The organism is Blastocatellia bacterium (assembly GCA_025055075.1).
Classification (GTDB): Bacteria; Acidobacteriota; Blastocatellia; order HR10; family HR10; genus HR10.
Genome location: JANWYV010000034.1, coordinates 1 through 15,936 on the forward strand (window position 1 = coordinate 1; position 15,936 = coordinate 15,936).

12 protein-coding genes are annotated in these 15,936 nt (G+C 60.7%); 10 read left to right on the top strand and 2 right to left on the bottom strand.

The window, feature by feature from the left end:
- The 3 genes from NZ746_08655 to NZ746_08665 form a co-directional block, all read left to right on the top strand.
- Positions 1 to 184 (top strand): putative sulfate exporter family transporter (locus NZ746_08655; GenBank protein ID MCS6817437.1); only part of this gene is annotated, 184 nt, incomplete at its 5' end.
- Positions 185 to 1,006: 822 nt separating this feature from the next.
- Positions 1,007 to 3,532 (top strand): CSLREA domain-containing protein, encoded by a 2,526-nt coding sequence (locus NZ746_08660; protein MCS6817438.1) that lies wholly within the window; start codon positions 1,007 to 1,009, stop codon positions 3,530 to 3,532.
- 501 nt (positions 3,533 to 4,033) lie between these two features.
- Positions 4,034 to 4,156, top strand: a complete 123-nt coding sequence (locus tag NZ746_08665) for a hypothetical protein (GenBank protein MCS6817439.1) — start codon at positions 4,034 to 4,036, stop codon at positions 4,154 to 4,156.
- 43 nt (positions 4,157 to 4,199) lie between these two features.
- Here the strand turns inward: NZ746_08665 and NZ746_08670 are convergent, their stop codons facing one another.
- Complete coding sequence (locus NZ746_08670) at positions 4,200 to 5,471, bottom strand: phenylacetate-CoA oxygenase subunit PaaI (protein ID MCS6817440.1); 1,272 nt, start codon at positions 5,469 to 5,471, stop codon at positions 4,200 to 4,202.
- A 435-nt stretch (positions 5,472 to 5,906) separates the two neighbouring features.
- On the opposite strand from NZ746_08670, the gene NZ746_08675 reads away from it, so the two are divergent.
- The 7 genes from NZ746_08675 (at position 5,907) to NZ746_08705 (ending at position 15,392) form a co-directional block, all read left to right on the top strand.
- The gene (locus NZ746_08675; GenBank protein ID MCS6817441.1) at positions 5,907 to 9,737 is read left to right on the top strand and encodes a carboxypeptidase-like regulatory domain-containing protein; all 3,831 of its coding nucleotides are present in this window, start codon (positions 5,907 to 5,909) and stop codon (positions 9,735 to 9,737) included.
- Between the two features lie 275 nt (positions 9,738 to 10,012).
- Positions 10,013 to 10,282, top strand: coding sequence for an acyl carrier protein (locus tag NZ746_08680; protein MCS6817442.1), 270 nt, complete (start codon positions 10,013 to 10,015; stop codon positions 10,280 to 10,282).
- A 72-nt stretch (positions 10,283 to 10,354) separates the two neighbouring features.
- Positions 10,355 to 11,584 carry a beta-ketoacyl-ACP synthase II gene (gene fabF / locus NZ746_08685; GenBank protein MCS6817443.1) on the top strand — a complete coding sequence of 410 codons (1,230 nt, stop codon included), beginning with the start codon at positions 10,355 to 10,357 and terminating at the stop codon, positions 11,582 to 11,584.
- Complete coding sequence (locus tag NZ746_08690) at positions 11,581 to 12,300, top strand: hypothetical protein (GenBank protein MCS6817444.1); 720 nt, start codon at positions 11,581 to 11,583, stop codon at positions 12,298 to 12,300. The genes fabF and NZ746_08690 overlap by 4 nt, the downstream gene beginning before the upstream one ends.
- Positions 12,301 to 12,305: 5 nt before the next feature.
- The gene (locus NZ746_08695; protein ID MCS6817445.1) at positions 12,306 to 13,352 is read left to right on the top strand and encodes a PIG-L family deacetylase; all 1,047 of its coding nucleotides are present in this window, start codon (positions 12,306 to 12,308) and stop codon (positions 13,350 to 13,352) included.
- A gap of 236 nt (positions 13,353 to 13,588) precedes the next feature.
- The gene (locus tag NZ746_08700) at positions 13,589 to 14,578 is read left to right on the top strand and encodes an SH3 domain-containing protein (protein MCS6817446.1); all 990 of its coding nucleotides are present in this window, start codon (positions 13,589 to 13,591) and stop codon (positions 14,576 to 14,578) included.
- A 40-nt stretch (positions 14,579 to 14,618) separates the two neighbouring features.
- Positions 14,619 to 15,392: a hypothetical protein gene (locus NZ746_08705; protein MCS6817447.1), complete on the top strand. Its 774-nt coding sequence runs from the start codon at positions 14,619 to 14,621 to the stop codon at positions 15,390 to 15,392.
- Between the two features lie 212 nt (positions 15,393 to 15,604).
- Here NZ746_08705 and pheA read toward each other — a convergent pair whose 3' ends face one another.
- Positions 15,605 to 15,925 (bottom strand): chorismate mutase, encoded by a 321-nt coding sequence (pheA, locus tag NZ746_08710; GenBank protein MCS6817448.1) that lies wholly within the window; start codon positions 15,923 to 15,925, stop codon positions 15,605 to 15,607.
- Positions 15,926 to 15,936 lie beyond the last annotated feature (11 nt).

The following is a 15,936-nucleotide window of genomic DNA, read 5'->3' on the forward strand; positions in this document are numbered from 1 at the left end:
CGAAGTGTGGGGCTCGCAATATCTGCTCGGCACGGCCATGGCGGCCGTCGGCTTGGGGACCAACTTCTCGGTGTTCAAGAGCGTCGGCTTGAAACCCTTCGCCGTCGGATTTGTGGGCGCCTTGTTGGTCGGGGTCGTTGGGCTTGGGCTGGCCTTGACGTTGGGACCATACGTTCACCTGTGATCTCGTCCTTGCTGCGAGCAACGCTTGGACCGTGATGGGGAAAAGGGTCCCCAAAGAAAAAGGAGAAGAGAGCCATTGCTCCGTCGGAGGCGAGGTGAAGTTGAACCGGCGCGAGTTATTTGTCGGTGGTGTTCTCTGAAAAGGGCTGCGTCGGGGGCGGGAATTGCTCGCTGCGAGATTTCGACGGCTGTAGTCGGTGGAGGCGACGAGGGGAAGGTTCCCGAACGACTCTCTTCCGGAGGTGTCCCTGTCATCGACGGCCTCTGGCCAGCGATCGGACTCGCGGATGCTTGGCGGCTAGGCAGGCAATTCCTCTTCGTCTTTCACGAATTCATTTGGCCAAGATTTCGGGTATTGCGGTTTTTTCCCTTGACAGCGAAAAAAATAGGCTATACTCTGACTCCGCTACGTGGTGGTGATTCTACGAGAAGAAGGGAGAAGGGCGAGGTCATCGAGCGAGAACTTCTCATAGCGTGAATCCAGGGGATTGTCGTGATGCAACCCCGCAGCTTCACAGCGACGAGGCAGAGTACCCCTTCGGTCATTTGTGGACAGCAACGGGGGATACCTCGACCGGCGAGGGGAATCCAACATTGGAGATTTTGACCTTGCGGCTCCTGTCTCTCCTGGCGGGGACGTGCGTCGGTCTAGCGTTCTGCGCGTCCGGCAAGAAGTCGTCCATGTCGGGCTATTTCATGAAGGTGTAACAAGACTCGGAAAGGAGGGCCTATGAGCAAGGGACCAGATTCGACACGTAGAGCGCGAATCCTCATCGAGCGAGGACAGAAGCGCACGCTATCTCGAACCTTGTGGAAGAGCTTGATGCGGCGACGTCGGGCTGCGATGGTGCTGCTGCTCGCGGGGCTGTTGACGGTTGCTCCGCTGCCCTGGCCGGTCACCCCGGTGATGGGGGCGACGTTCACCGTCACCTCGACAGCAGACAATCTTACTAATGGCGACGGGCAGTGCACACTGCGCGAAGCGATTCGAGCGGCAAACAACTCGGCGAGCAATGACTGCGGCGCAGCGAGTCCGGCCAGCGACGTGATCGTGCTGCAATCAGGCGCGACCTACACGCTGAGTCTTGATCCCACAGCGGGAAATGAAGATGCTGCTCTGGAGGATGACCTGGATATTCTTGCTGCTGGGACGCTGACAATTCAGGGCAACGGGGCAACGATCGAGCGAGTTGGTCCATGCATTCTCAACGGCACAATCACTGCGGGAGAATTCCGCATCTTTCATGTCGTCGCATCTGCAGCCAATCTCACGCTGCAAAACGTGACGGTGCGAAATGGCTGCACCGATGGTTCGACTAACGGCGGTGGCGTCCTCAACAGCGGCACGCTGACGGTGATCGGTAGCACGATCCGGAATAGTCGCGCGAACGTGGACGGTGGTGGCCTTTTCAACACTGGCACGTTGACGGTGATCGACAGCACGATCTCGAACAATCTCGTGAACGATGACGGCGGCGGCATCTATAACGGCGGCGTGCTGACGGTGACCAATAGCGCGATCTCGAATAATACCGCAGCGGTCTGGGGCGGTGGTATCTTGAACGCCTCCGTCACGATGACGGTGACCAGCAGCACGTTCTCGAACAATAGAGCGGATCAAATGGGTGGCGGCATCTTCAACACTGCGGGTAGTGTGGCGACGATGACCAATAGCACGGTCTCGGGGAATAGCGCGGGCGACGACGGCGGGGGCATCCAGAATTACGGCACGCTGACGATGACCAACAGCACGATCTCGGGCAATCGTACAGACGGTGGTGGAGGGGATGATGGCGGGGGCATTCACAATGCCGGTGGAACGTTGAACGCGAGCTTCATCACTGTCGCTAACAATACTGCCAACCCTTCTGGTCAAGGCGGAGGGATATTCCAAGCTGGTGGCACGGTCAATATCAAGAACTCGATTGTGGGTGACAACACCGCCGCAACTGGGGCGAATTGCCAAGGCACCGTGGTGACCAGTGGTACGAACTATGCGACTGATGCAAGCTGCACGGGATTCACGCAGGTGCCTTCGACGGGAGCGGGAGGATTGAATCTGGGTCCGTTGCAGGTCAATCCACCTGGCACGACGGCGACGCACGCGCTTCAGGTTGGGAGCGCAGCTATTAACGCAGTCACTGATTGCACCGATCTCTCGAACAACCCAGTCACGGCGGATCAGCGAGGCGTCTCGCGCCCACAGCCGTCTGGCGGTCAATGCGATGCTGGGGCTTATGAGGCTCCTCCGATTTTCAGTCTCACCGTGGATGGGGCGGGGACAGGCAGTGGTACAGTGACGGCCTCGGGGATCAGTTGCAACATCAGTTCGGGCAGCGCTTCGGGTGACTGCACTGAGGATTACGCTCAAGGCACGACGGTGACCTTGTCGGCTTCGGCCGGAGCTAATTCGGTGTTTGCGGGATGGTCAGGGGACCCGGATTGCACTGACGGGCAAGTCACGATGAATGCGAACAAGACCTGTACGGCGACGTTCAACGTGGTGCAGCGGACGTTGACGATCGGCGGGGCGGGTACGGGCAGCGGTACAGTGACGGCCTCGGGGATCAGTTGCAGCATCAGTTCGGGCAGCGCTTCGGGTGACTGCACTGAGCCGTACGCTGACGGGACGATTGTGAACCTGACGGCTATGGCAAACCCGGGGTCGACCTTCGCTGGCTGGACAGGAGATCCCGATTGCTTCGATGGTCAACTCACTATGAACGCAAATAAGGCGTGCGTGGCGACGTTCAATCTGCAGCAGGGCACGATCATTATCACTAAGGCCACAATCGGCGGAGACGGCACGTTCAACTTCACGGGTTCGGGCTCCATTGGCTCGTTCGCCATTACGACCAGCGGCGGCAGCGGCACCCAGTCGTTCACGCTCGCGCCAGGGACTTACACGGTGACGGAGGCGACGCCGCCGACGGGATGGAGCTTCACGAATTTGGCGTGCACCGATCCGACCAGCAATACGACAGTGAATCTCAACAACCGGCAGGCGCAGATCAATCTGGCGGCGAATGAGACGGTGACCTGCACGTTCACGAACACGCGGCAGGGGGTCAGTCTGTTCGTCCTGCAGCAAGGAAACAACTGTCTGGCGCTCGATTTGCTGAACAGGCAGTACACGCTCAGGACGGCTTCGGGCACCTTCAGTGGGGCGATCGAGTTCACGCGGACCAGCACGACGATTCGCTTCCGCAGCGCGCGAGGGGTCAGCCCGACCATCGTGGGGACGATCGATCTGCGGCGACGGACGGGCAATGTGATTGCAGCGTTCAGCCTATCTCAGCGATTGACGATCGTTGATTCGAACATAGATGACAACGGGCCGTGTCCGTAGGCGGCCTGTGCGGGGTCGCGCGGTCGTATGAAGCCGGGCGCGGCGTGAGGTCCTAGAGGCCGAGCGGGCGGTCACCCCAGGCCATCCGCTCGGCCTCTTCCTGAATGCATTTCTGCTGATCCGCACTCGTTCCCATTGCGGCTTCACCTTTACCCCGAACGTTCTCCCACTCCTTCTACGGCCAGTAGGACAAGGGAAAGCTGTTCAAGCGCTATCGCGTGGACGCATCGTACCACGCATCGGTGGCTCGATGAGGGCGCGCTGCTTCGGGGAACGCGAAATCGTGGCCCGTGCGGAGGATCTGCCTGAAGGCCGACGGCAGAAACTCCCCGGCGCGAGCCTTTTCGCTCGCACCGGGGAATCTGAGGGACTCATCGTTTGAGGACGAAACTGCCGTCGCTGGTTCCAAGCAACGTCAACAGTTGCCCAAACGGCGATCCGACAATCGCGATGTCCACCCGCCCGTCATTGTCGAAGTCTCCCGTGGTGAGGGAGGTCGGAGTGTTCAGGATTCGAATCCGCGACACGCGCGCCGACGATGGGGAACCAACCGGGACGATCGAGACGTCGTTGCCCGTGAAGTTCACCGTGGCGACGCTCAACGTTCCAGGCGTGAATTCGTGATCCGAATCCTACCAAGAGAAGCGTGAGCGAACCTTCAGCTCGCTCATGTGATCCAGAGGGGGGACGGCTCCCCAGTCCCTCGCGCCCAGTGTGCCTTCAACTGTTCGACGTATCGGCGAAAGTCCTCGCTCGCGAGATAGGGTTCGGGCAAGACGCGGGCCAGATAAGCGAGATATTGCTCCGGAGGAATCGGGCGTCCACCTTCGGTGAGCAGATGCCCACGCAGGTCATACGGTTGAAAAACGTATTCCTCGAGCCCGCGTCTGCGGAAGAACCGGCGATCGGGGAGAAGGAGCAGGTCTTCGGGGCGGATGCCCTGGCGAGATTCCCCTGAACTCAGCACCTCGCGGATGAGGCGTCGAGCCTCATCTGGAGGCATATTGGGATGACGTACACGCACGATGGCGATATTGACCCCTTCGATGATCCCTTCGACTTCTGCGATGTATTCGGCCTGCGCTTGACCGTTGGTCTTCGGTTTGAAGCCGAAGGCGACGGCCGTCTCACCCGTCCGTTCATTGCCGAACATCTCCAGGCCGCGCGGATACCACTTGTTAATCGCCCGCTGGATATCCTCCAGGCTGTAAGCGCCTTCTCCGCGGGTAGCGGCGACGGCTAAATCCTTCAGAGCGCGGCGGCCGAAGCCCATATGGAATCCTTCTTCACCGAGCATCGGTCCCATGCTTCGCGCCATGGGGGCATAGCTGAAAATCTGCATCATGTCGAGCTGGTACTTCCCGACCAAGTCAATAATGGCCGTGTAGACGGCATTGTCCAGGAAATCGCGGAACTCGATATTGAAAGCATCGAGCACATGCGTTCCCGTTCGCATCGCGAGCAGTTCCTCGATCGTCTCAGCAGCGACGTCTCCGTGTCCCGGTCGCTTCCACGTTGGATCGTGATCGAGGACCCAGAACATCTGGTAGGCATGGCGCAATTCCTCGGCCATGATCCGAAGGATCTCAAAGCGCGCTTCATCATCGGGAGCCGTGTCCAGGCTCATGCGATGTTGCTCGATGGAGCCGAATTCAGTCGAACATTGCGCGCGGATGATGCGGCGGGCTGTGTAGAACATATTGCCGGCCATCTCAGCCGCTCGCTCGATCTTCGGCTGGCCGACGTATTTCCCGACCTCGATCACCTCGGTGCGCAGGTCTCCCACTTTGGCCACAAGTTGAAATCGCGGCAGGCCGGGAAAATATTTGTCCCAGTAGGCCAGTAGGATGTCGAGTTCGGGAAAATTCTTTCGCTGCCAGTCAAGGATCGCCTGATGGTACTTTGGGCTGATGGTCGCCACCGTATATCGGATCGCCATAGGCTTCCTCCCCCTCCGATGCCTCTTGAAGGGAGGATTCTCTCATAAACGCCGGAGAAGCGCAACTCCTCGGGCATGCCTTGTTGAGACGTAAGCGGCGATGATGTCGGTGGTGTTGTTGGGCATCGCGCTGGGCCAAAATGCCACGAACAGCTTGATCCAAGGCCTGCTCGTGGGACTGTGAGAACTCATTAGAAGGCGGGGGAGGAATCGCGGAACGGTTCCTCCCTCTTTCCCTCAGCCGTCCCTCTTGGGCTGAGATTGTACGAAGCGCGACCTTCTTGGCGATTGGCACCGATTGAAGATCCCTGCGAGGCGATCGGAATTCGGCTCTCGTCTTCGCGCTGAGAGCCACAATTCTTCGTTGAAACTCGACAGCCTTTCGTATATAATCCTCACCGCATTGCCCGAATTTCGACGAGGAGGAGAACGCCTATGATTCGACGGCAATTCGCATGGAACGTGGTCGGGGGACTCCTGTTTCTGCTGTTACTGAGCGGTCGGGCGTGGGCGCAAGCGACGACCTCGCTTTCGGGGACGGTGACCGATCCAACGGGCGCGGTCGTCGTCGGTGCGACCGTGACGCTCACCAATGTGGCGACAGGAGCCTCTCGGACGACGACGACGAACGAGCGGGGGTATTATGCCTTCCCGCAACTTCCCCCAGGCACGTACAATCTCCGAGTGGAGATGAGCGGCTTCAAGAGCATCGTCCGCTCGAATCTGCAACTTCTGGTGAACATGCCCGTGGTGCTCGATGTGCAATTCACCGAAGTGGGAGAAGTCGTTGAGACTGTCGAGATCGTGGGCGAAGCGCTCATCAACAAGGCCGATGCCTCGATCGGCAATCCTTTCGGCGAAGTGCAGATCCGGCAACTGCCGCTTCTGGCGCGCAATGTGGTGGAGTTACTCAGTCTCCAACCGGGCGCTGTGTTCTTGCCGACGGGTGACATTCGCAGCGGAAGCATTAGCGGGAGCCGCAGCGATCAGCAGAATGTGACCTTGGACGGCGTGGATGTGAACGATCCGCAGTTCGGCTATGCCTATACCTCGGTCTTGCGCATGACGCTCGATTCCACACAGGAGTTTCGCGTGACGACGACGAACTACAATGCGAGCCAGGGGCGCTCCAGTTCCGCTCAAGTCAGCTTGGTGACGAAGCGCGGGACGAACGAGCTTCATGGCTCTCTCTATTGGTACCACCGGAACACGGCGACCTCGGCCAACGAGTTCTTCAACAAGCTCGCGCAGATCGAGTCGGGGCGACCTAATGAGCCGCCTGTTTTGAACTATCATATCTTTGGAGCATCGGCCGGTGGGCCGATCATCAAGGACCGGTGGTTCATCTTCGGCAACTACGAGGGACTGCGGGAGAAGCGTGAAGAGCCGATCTTGCGTTCGGTACCTTCGTTCTTGGTTCGTCACGGCTACTTCCAATATCGGTGCGCGAACCCGGCCGAGTGTCCGGCGACGCGGATCACTGTGGCTGGGCGCACGTTCGACATCCCGGCTGGGATTCGCGTGTTGACGCCTGCGGAAGCCGCTTCAATCGATCCTTTGGGGATCGGCGTGAATCCCGCGCTGATGCGGTATCTGCAGCAATTCCCCGAGCCCAACGATCCGGGGCGGGATGGCTTGAACATCATGGGCTTTCGCTTCGTGGCCCCGATCAAGAACGACTTCAACACGTACATCCTGCGCACCGATTTCAACATTGATCGGGCCGGTCGGCACACGCTCTTCTGGCGCGGAAATCTGCAGGACGACGTGATCAACTCCGAGCCGCAATATCCGGGACAGCCGCCGAACCAGAAGACGCTGGTGAACTCGAAAGGCTTCGCGCTCGGCTACGACGCGACACTGAAGCCGAACCTGGTGAACACGTTCCGCTATGGCTTGACACGCCTGGGTTCAACGACGGCAGGTTTGCAACAGCGCACGCAGGTGACCTTGCGTTTCCTCAACAACATTCCCGCTCCGACTAGCTCCTTCGGGCGCATCGCGAGCACGCATAACCTTGTGGACGACATTTCCTGGATTCGGGGCGCGCATACGGTTCAGGCGGGGATCAACTTCCGGTTCACGCGCATCCCGCGCTTCACCAACGCGACGTCCTTCCATACGGTCGTCGGCAATGGTTCGTGGTTGCTTGGTGTTGGGCGCTATACGGCTCCGGGCCATCCGCGCTGCACGCAACCGGGATGCCGGACGTTACCTGCGGTCGCCAGTGGGTTCTATGCGGCGTGGGCTGATGGCTTCCCCATCTTGGTGTTGGGCACGATCACGCAGTTCACGGCGCGGTACAACTACGACAAACAGGGGAACGTGCTGCCTGAAGGCACGCTCATTCGTCGCCGTTATGCCACGAATGAGTACGAAGGATACGTGCAGGATCAATGGCGCGTGAGACCGAATCTCACGATCACGGCGGGCGTGCGGTATTACCTGTATTCGCCGCCGTGGGAGACCAATGGCGTGCAGGTCAGACCGACGCCGAGCTTCGGCGAATGGTTCGAGCTGCGACGGGCGGCGATGCTCAAGGGGATCCCCTCCTACGATCTCCCGCGCATCAGCTTCGACCTGGCGGGTCCGGCCAATAATAAGCCGGGCTTCTTTGCGAAGGATTTCAACAACTGGTCGCCGCGCTTCTCCATTGCGTGGTCCCCGCGGAACTTCTTGCGGCCACTCTTTGGCGATGGGCGCACGGTCTTCCGCTTCGGTTATGGGCTTGTGTATGACCGCATCGGGCACGCGCTGGCGACGACCTTCGATGAGCAAGGGGCATTTGGCCTGACGACGAGCTTGACGAACGTCTGGGGCACGATCACTGAGGCGAATGCGCCGCGCTTCACGGGCGTCTTCGACGTCCCGCGCGTCGCGCGCGATGGATCGGAGTTCCAGCGACCGGCGCCTCCGGGTGGCTTCCCGCAGACTCCTCCGCATGGGCTCTTCGCCATCACCACGAGCATTGATGACACCGTGCGAACGCCGTACGCGCACATGTTCAACTTCTTCATCGGGCGCGAGCTGCCGAAGGATTTCAGCGTCGAAGTGGGCTATGTCGGACGTCGCGGGCGAAAGCTGCTGACCCGATACGACTTGGCGATGCCCATGAACTTGGTGGACCCGAAGTCCGGCATGGACTATTTCACGGCCGCCCAGATGCTCGTCCGGCTGATCGAAGCCAATACGCCTGTGAGCGCCGTGCCGAGGATCCCGTATTGGGAGAATCTCTTCCCGACGGCTGGAGCGCGCGCGGGTGGCGGTTTGACGAGCACGCAGGCCATCTACCGGATCTTCCGAGAGAATGCGCCTGATTACCTAACAGCGCTTTACGAGCTCGATCTATTCTGCAATCCAGCGTGCTTTGGCGCGACGCGCGACAATCCGGCGGGCAAGCCCTTCGCCTTCTGGAACGACCAGTACTCCTCCTTGTCGGCGCAGGGGTCGATCGGCTTCTCCGAGTATCATGCCCTTCAGCTCCTCGTGCGCAAGCGCTTCAGTGGTGGCACGCAGTTCGACCTCAACTACACGCTCTCCAAGTCGCTCGATCTGACCTCGGGGACAGAGCGCGGCGCTTCATTTGGAACCTTCTTCAGCGGTGGCTACACCGACTTCATCATCAACTCCTGGAGCCCGCGCCTGCAGTATTCCTTCTCCGATTTCGACGTGCGGCATCAGTTGAATGCCAACTGGATCGTCGAGCTGCCGTTTGGTCGGGGGAAGCCCTTGGGCGGGAATATCCCCGGCTGGGCGAACCAGATCATCGGTGGCTGGCAGACGACGGGCTTGTTCCGGTGGACCAGCGGCTTCCCGCTCAACATCATCAACTGCCGCTCTTGCTGGGCGACGAACTGGAATCTCCAGGGGAACGCCGAGCTGAAGGAAGGGCAGAAGAGCTATCCCAAAGGGGAGACCAACAGGAGCTACAGGTTCCCCGATGGAAAAGTCCGACCCGCGGCCTTCCGCAATCCGGCCGAAGTGCTGGGGATGCTCCGGTTCCAACGCCCGGGCGAGGTTGGCTTCCGCAATCGGATTCGGGGCGACGGTTATTTCGCGATCGACATGGGCTTGATGAAGGCCTTCCAGATCACCGAGACGCACCGATTGCAGTTCCGGTGGGAAGTCTTCAACGTGACCAACTCCGTGCGGTTCGATACGGGATCGCTCCTGGCGTACCCGGACATCACGGCCACCTTCGGGCGGTATGAGGGGACGCTCACGCGTCCGCGCATCATGCAGTTCGCGCTCCGGTACGAATTCTGAGGATGCGACATCGGCTGGCGGCATGAGGCGAACCGCTTCTGCCGCCAGCCGTTTTTCATGCCTCTCTTCGCCAAGAGCCTGCGAACCCAGTGGTCCGATCGAGAAAACTGAGGAGTGGGTGTCCTTTTGCTCGCCGAGGAATGGGGTATGGGGCGTGGCGTACTTTGTTGTGCTTCTGCCGAAGAGCTTCCCGTGCGAATGAGGGGCGGAGCGTTGACTTCGCCGGGGATTTGCGATATTAAAGAGCCTCACACAACGATTGAGCGAGAGTGGCTATGAACCTGCAAGAGCGAGTGATTCAAGCCATTGCGCGAGCGTGTCATCTCGATCCCGAGCGCGTTCATCCGGAAGCGACGTTCGAAGAGTTGGGTGTGGATTCGCTCATGGGGTTGGAGATCGTCTTCGAGCTGGAGGAAGAATTCAAGGTCTCCATCCCGGAGAACGTCGCCGTCGGCATGCGTTCGGTGCGGGATGTCATCGAGCGGCTGCAGGCTTTCTTCGGGCAGATGGAGAATTTGGGATATTCGGCGGAGCCTTCATCATAGGAACGCGCCCCGAGCCTTCGTTCACGGCGTCGCGGACACCTCGTCCATGGGATTCGCGCTGAGGGGGAGCATATGCGACGAGTTGTAGTCACCGGAATCGGCGTGGTCTCGGCCGTTGGCCTGACGGCAGCTGAGTTCTTCGAGAACCTCATTCACGCGCGTTCGGGCGTTGGCGAGATCACGCAGATTCCGACCGATGGGATGGCGGTCAAGGTCGCCGCTGAGGTAAAGGGTTTCGATCCATCGGCGCATTTCACGACGAAGCAAGTGGGGCTTCTGGATCGCTTCGCGCAATTCGCGTTGGTGGCGGCGCGGGAAGCCCTCGCGGATTCTGGCTTCTCGCCGACGGAGGCCGAAGGCGATCGCTTCGGCGTCGCTATTGGGACAGCATTCGGAGGGATGGGGACGCTCGATGCCGGATACGAACGGCTCTACGGGGAGCGGAACCCGCGGCTGCATCCACTGACGATCCCGCGCATCATGTACAATGCCGCGGCCTCGCAAATCTCCATGTTTTTCTCAGCGCGCGGGCCCATATTGGCCATCAGCACGGCTTGTGCTTCGGGAGCGCAGGCGATCGGATGGGCATTTCACCAGATCAAGTATGGGTATGCCGATGCCATGCTCGCTGGTGGGGCGGATGCGCCGATCACCTTCGGCGTCATGAAGGCGTGGGAAGCGCTGCGGGTGCTGGCCAGCGGTCGTGGAGATCCGGCGCGTGCGTGTCGTCCCTTCAGTCGGGATCGCGACGGGTTGGTCGTGGGCGAAGGCGCGGCTGTCCTCCTGTTGGAGGACTATGAGCGCGCGCGGGCTCGTGGGGCTCGCATCTACGCCGAAATTGTGGGGTATGGAGTCTCGGCCGACGCTGGCCACATCACGGATCCTTCGGTCGAGGGGCCAGCGCGCGCTATGCAGGCGGCCTTGGCGGAAGCTGGGATCGCGCCTGAAGCCGTCGCCTACATCAACGCGCACGGCACGGCCACCAAAGCGAACGATCGCATCGAGACCGAAGCGATCAAACTCGTCTTTGGATCACACGCGCGGCATCTGGCCATCAGTTCGACCAAGGCTGTGCACGGTCACACGATGGGCGCAGCGGGCGCGATCGAGTTCGCGGCAGCCCTTCTGGCCCTGCAACACGGGATCATTCCGCCGACGGCGCACTATACGGAGCCGGATCCCGAATGCGATCTCGATTACGTCCCCAATCACGCGCGGGAGCAGAAGCTCGACGTCGTTCTCTCCAACTCGTTCGCGTTCGGCGGGATCAATGCCGTCCTCGCTGCACGGAGAGTGCCGTGAGCGTCGCCTTCGCTGAAGTTCACGTACGACGGGCGCAGCCGGAAGATCGAGAGCAAATTCGTCAGATCTGTCAGCGCTCGGTCTTGCCGGGGCGTCCGACAGAGCAGATCTTCGAAGACGTGGAGATCATCAGCCGACTCTTCGCCGATTACTATCTCGACTACGAGCCGGAATCCTGCTTCGTGGCCGAAGTGAACGGGCGCATCGTGGGGTATGCGCTCGCATGCAAGGACACGCGGCGGTATCTCCGCATTCTGTTCGGGCGCATCCTGCCTGGCGTCCTGTGGCGCATCGCGAAGGGAATTGCCCTGCGGCGGTATCGGCGACCAGAGACATATCGCACTCTTTGGTGGGTGCTCACGCGAGCGTGGCGCGAGATTCCGTCAGTATCGTGGCGGGCGTATCCCGGGCATGTGCACGTCAACGTAGACCCGGCCTTCACCGAGGAGAAGCTCGCACTCCTTCGGATCGGGCGGCGATTGGGCGATGTCGTGATGGTGCATTTGCGAGAGACGGGAGTGCGCGGCATTCAAGGGGCGGTGGCTGAAGAAGAAGGGGACGACCGACTGACGGAGTTTTATCGGCGGTTCTATGGTGCGCGCATCGCGGCCGTCCGACGCTTCTCCCTATGGGAGCGCCTCACGGGCACGCGATGGTATGCCAAGCTCGTGGTGATTGACCTGCACCCGATCGCCGAACGTTCCAAGGCGGCGTAGCTCCGATGCGATATCCCTCGATCGCGGCTTTGGATCGTTCGTTCGATGACGTTTACATCTCCCCCCATCTGGACGACGTCGCGTTCTCTTGCGGGGGACGCATTCTGCGCGAGCGCGCGCTGGGGCGATCTGTGCTCGTCGTCACTGTCTTCACGGCAGAGGTCGGACCGTGTCGGGAGATCTCCCCTCGCGTTCGAGCGCGCGTCGGTGACATGGTCGAACGGCGCTGCGAGGACGAGCGAGCGATGGCGCGTTTGGGTGCGGATTTCCTCTGGCTCGATCATCCGGAAGCGATCTTTCGCGATCGTGCGTACCATACGCTCTACGGGGCGTTTTCGCGGTTCGTCCCGGCGGATCGCGCATTGGCAGCTCATTTGGCGCTGCAAATCGTCGAGCTCGTGGAACGAACGCGCCCGCGGCGCCTCTATTCTCCTCTGGGCGTCGGCCAACACGCCGATCATCGAGTGGTATTTGAGAGTGTCGTTCGGAGCATCGAGCGACTCAGGCAATCGTCTTCGACGGCTCGCGCTCCCGAGGTGTGCTTTTACGAGGACGCTCCGTATGCGTTGATTCCTCATTTGGTGGAGCATCGGCTGAGAGAGGTGCAGGCGCGCTGGATCGGCGAAGAGGTCACGCGGGGTTCCGCGTGGACGCGCGCGCGTCACGCCTACGCGACGATGATGACGCTCGATTCGGTTCGCGCGGCGGTCGGGCATTGGGCGTTGCGCGCGGCAGCATACGGATTTCTGGTCTTCCGCTTCGTCAGGGAGAGACGTGGGACGGCGCGCGCGCGGCTGTGGCTGGTGCCGGAACTGTGTGAGATTGGCGACGTGTTGCCAGCTAAACTCGAAGTCATCGCTGAATATCGTTCGCAGATCGCTCCCGTGCTCGGCGATGTGGCAAGTTATGCCCGATTGCGGCGAGCGTACTCGCATCGGCTCATCGCTGATGTCTCCACGCGGATCTCGTCATACGGGTCTGCGGGGGCTTCTAGTGGCTCGCCGTCCGATGGCGTTTTCGAACGCATCTGGCGAGTCGTTCCCTCTTGGTGAAGAGACATCGCTGAAGGGGATTGGTGCCGCATCGCTCGGCATGTGACCGCGAGCGAATGGGCCACCGTCGAGAGCTTGGAAGGATCGGCCGAAACTTTCGCCAAGACCTTTCGCCAATGCGGTGCGATCGCGAGCTGCGGCAAGCTCCGAGATTGACCTCGCGTATATCGAGAGCCCGCTTGACCGCGGAGAGGCGAAGGCTTACACTAAGCGCCTTCGCGATCGGGAGGAAGAAGGTGCGCGCTGTCGCCGGAGTAATCGGCGTTCTCCTTCTGGCGTTTACGGGAGGCTGCGAGGAGAGAGTGCGTCAGCCGAAAGTGGACGATGGCGTCGTGCTCTCTTCCGACGGTTCGGTGCGTAGCTCGACTGCGGTTTTGGCCATCGAGCTGGCGAAACTTCGGCAAGGCGAAGAGGTGGAGATCCTGGAGCGGAAAGAAGAATGGGTGCGCGTCCGGACGCGAGGGGGGATCGAAGGATGGGTGGAAGCTCGCCACGTGCTCAGTAAACGCATCTTCGAGGACGCGCGCGCGCTGGAACGCGCGATGGCTTCGATCCCCAGGCAAGCGCTCGGGCAGCTGGTGGGCAGCGCGGCGATTCGATTGACGCCTGGTCGCGCTTCGGAGGAGAACGTGCTCTTTTATGCGCCGGCGGGGACGGTGGTGGACATCCTGCGTCGGGAGCGGACGCGACGCTTCAGTTCGGACGTGTGGCCTCGGCGGTATCAGCCGCGCGCGCGCCGCGTCCGATCGTCCGAACCGACGCCGCCTTTGGACCTCTGGTATTGCGTGCGGTTGCCCGAATCGTTCCTCATCCGAGTGGGATGGGTGTATGCCCCGCTCGTAGAGCTGAAGATCCCGGATCGGTTGCGCCACCTGCAGGGCGAGTATGCGTTCGTCGCGTGGTACGAACTGGCTTCGATCGAGGATCCGGAGATCGGGACGTCCGCTCACTACTTGACCTTCGATACGCATCGGACGGCTCCAGTAGAGGGGACGGATTTCGAGCGCTTGCGGCTTTGGATCTGGGACGTCGAACAGCATCGGTACAAGATCGGGCGATGGGAAATCGCCCACGGCGTTCTCCCGATCGAACATCGGCGCGAGGCGACGCGACACCGATTCCGAATGCGACTTTACGATCCGAAGACAGGAGAGCTGACCGACGCCGAATATCTCGTGGACGTGAGCGATTCGTTCGCTCCTCGACTGCTGCGCTCTCGGCCTTAACTTGCCGAGAGACGGTCGCTCGGCGTATGCTGTCAGGCGTATGAGATGGGGATGCCGATTCGTCGCAGGGGTCCTCTCGCTCCTCTTCATGGGAGGGCCGATCCCATCAGCGACTCAGGACAAAAAGGCCTTCGAGCTTCTGCAACGCACCCTCGCGGCCTACGGGGGCGAAGCTTCCGTGTATTTGCTTCGTCAGAAGGGGCAGTTGCGGGGGTTCGTCAAGGTGTATTTGGAAGATGGGAGCACGCGCGAGGGAGAGATCACGATTCGTTTCCTCCATCGTTTGGAGAAGCAGGACGAATTGCGACAGGTCGAGCTGCGATTCCCCAATGCGCCGACGCTCGTCATCACCTATGATGGGGAGCGCGTATGGGGGACGGAGAACGGGGCTCCCATCGTCCTGCGCTTGCGCACGGAGGCCGCGTTTCGCGCGGAGTTGAAGCACAACTACGAGACGCTCTTGCGGTATCGCGAGTATAAGGCCGAGGTGAAATATGTCGGGCGGGAGAAACGGAGCGGGATTGATGTGGAAGTTCTCGATCTCACTTTGCCGGATGGTTCGAGCGCGCGCTATTTCATCAGCGCGCGGACGTTCCGCATTCTCCACATCGAGTACGATGTCTCCGTCCCGTTGGTGAACAAACCGATTCGCTTTCGGGATTCCTTCTACGACTTCCGCGTCGTGCAAACGACGCTCGTGCCATATCGGATCGAGCGATACGAGGATGGGCGACTCGTGCAAGAGATCCGATTCACCGAGGTCGCCTACGGGGTCCAGATCGAGGAGGCGCAATTCCGTCCGCCGGGCTCCTGAAAGCTGACGGCGTAGGCCATCATCTTTGCTTGACTTTACGGTCCCTTCGCCAGCCGCTGGCCCGAGAGAGACGCTCATATCGTTCGTCTCGCCATCGCCGCGATTCGGGGGAGGCGTTCGACCAGTGCGTGGAGCTGCTCACCATGAGTCCGCGGGCCTCTCAATGCCGCGGGCGATCTGTTGCTGGATGGCGTTCTCCTCGGGAACGAGGATCATCGCCCTTCCCTCTCGGTCATCTTCCGCAGGTGTTCGTCCAGACCATCGGGAGATTCCGTGGCGAGCCGTTCGAGTCGGCGCGATTCGTCAATGATGTGCTCAAAAAGGCGCTGCAGGGCCTCGTCATCGAGCGGGCCGCGATTGAGGTATCGCACGCGTTCCAACACCTCTCGTTCGCGCTCCGGGGAATAGAGGGGCAGATTATGCGCTCGTTTCAGTCTCCCGATCTCGATGACGCAGCGAGAGCGCCGATTCAACAGCTCGACCAATTGTGCGTCAATCTCGTCTATCATCCGCCGCCAATCTTCGATCTCCACGATGCGACCTC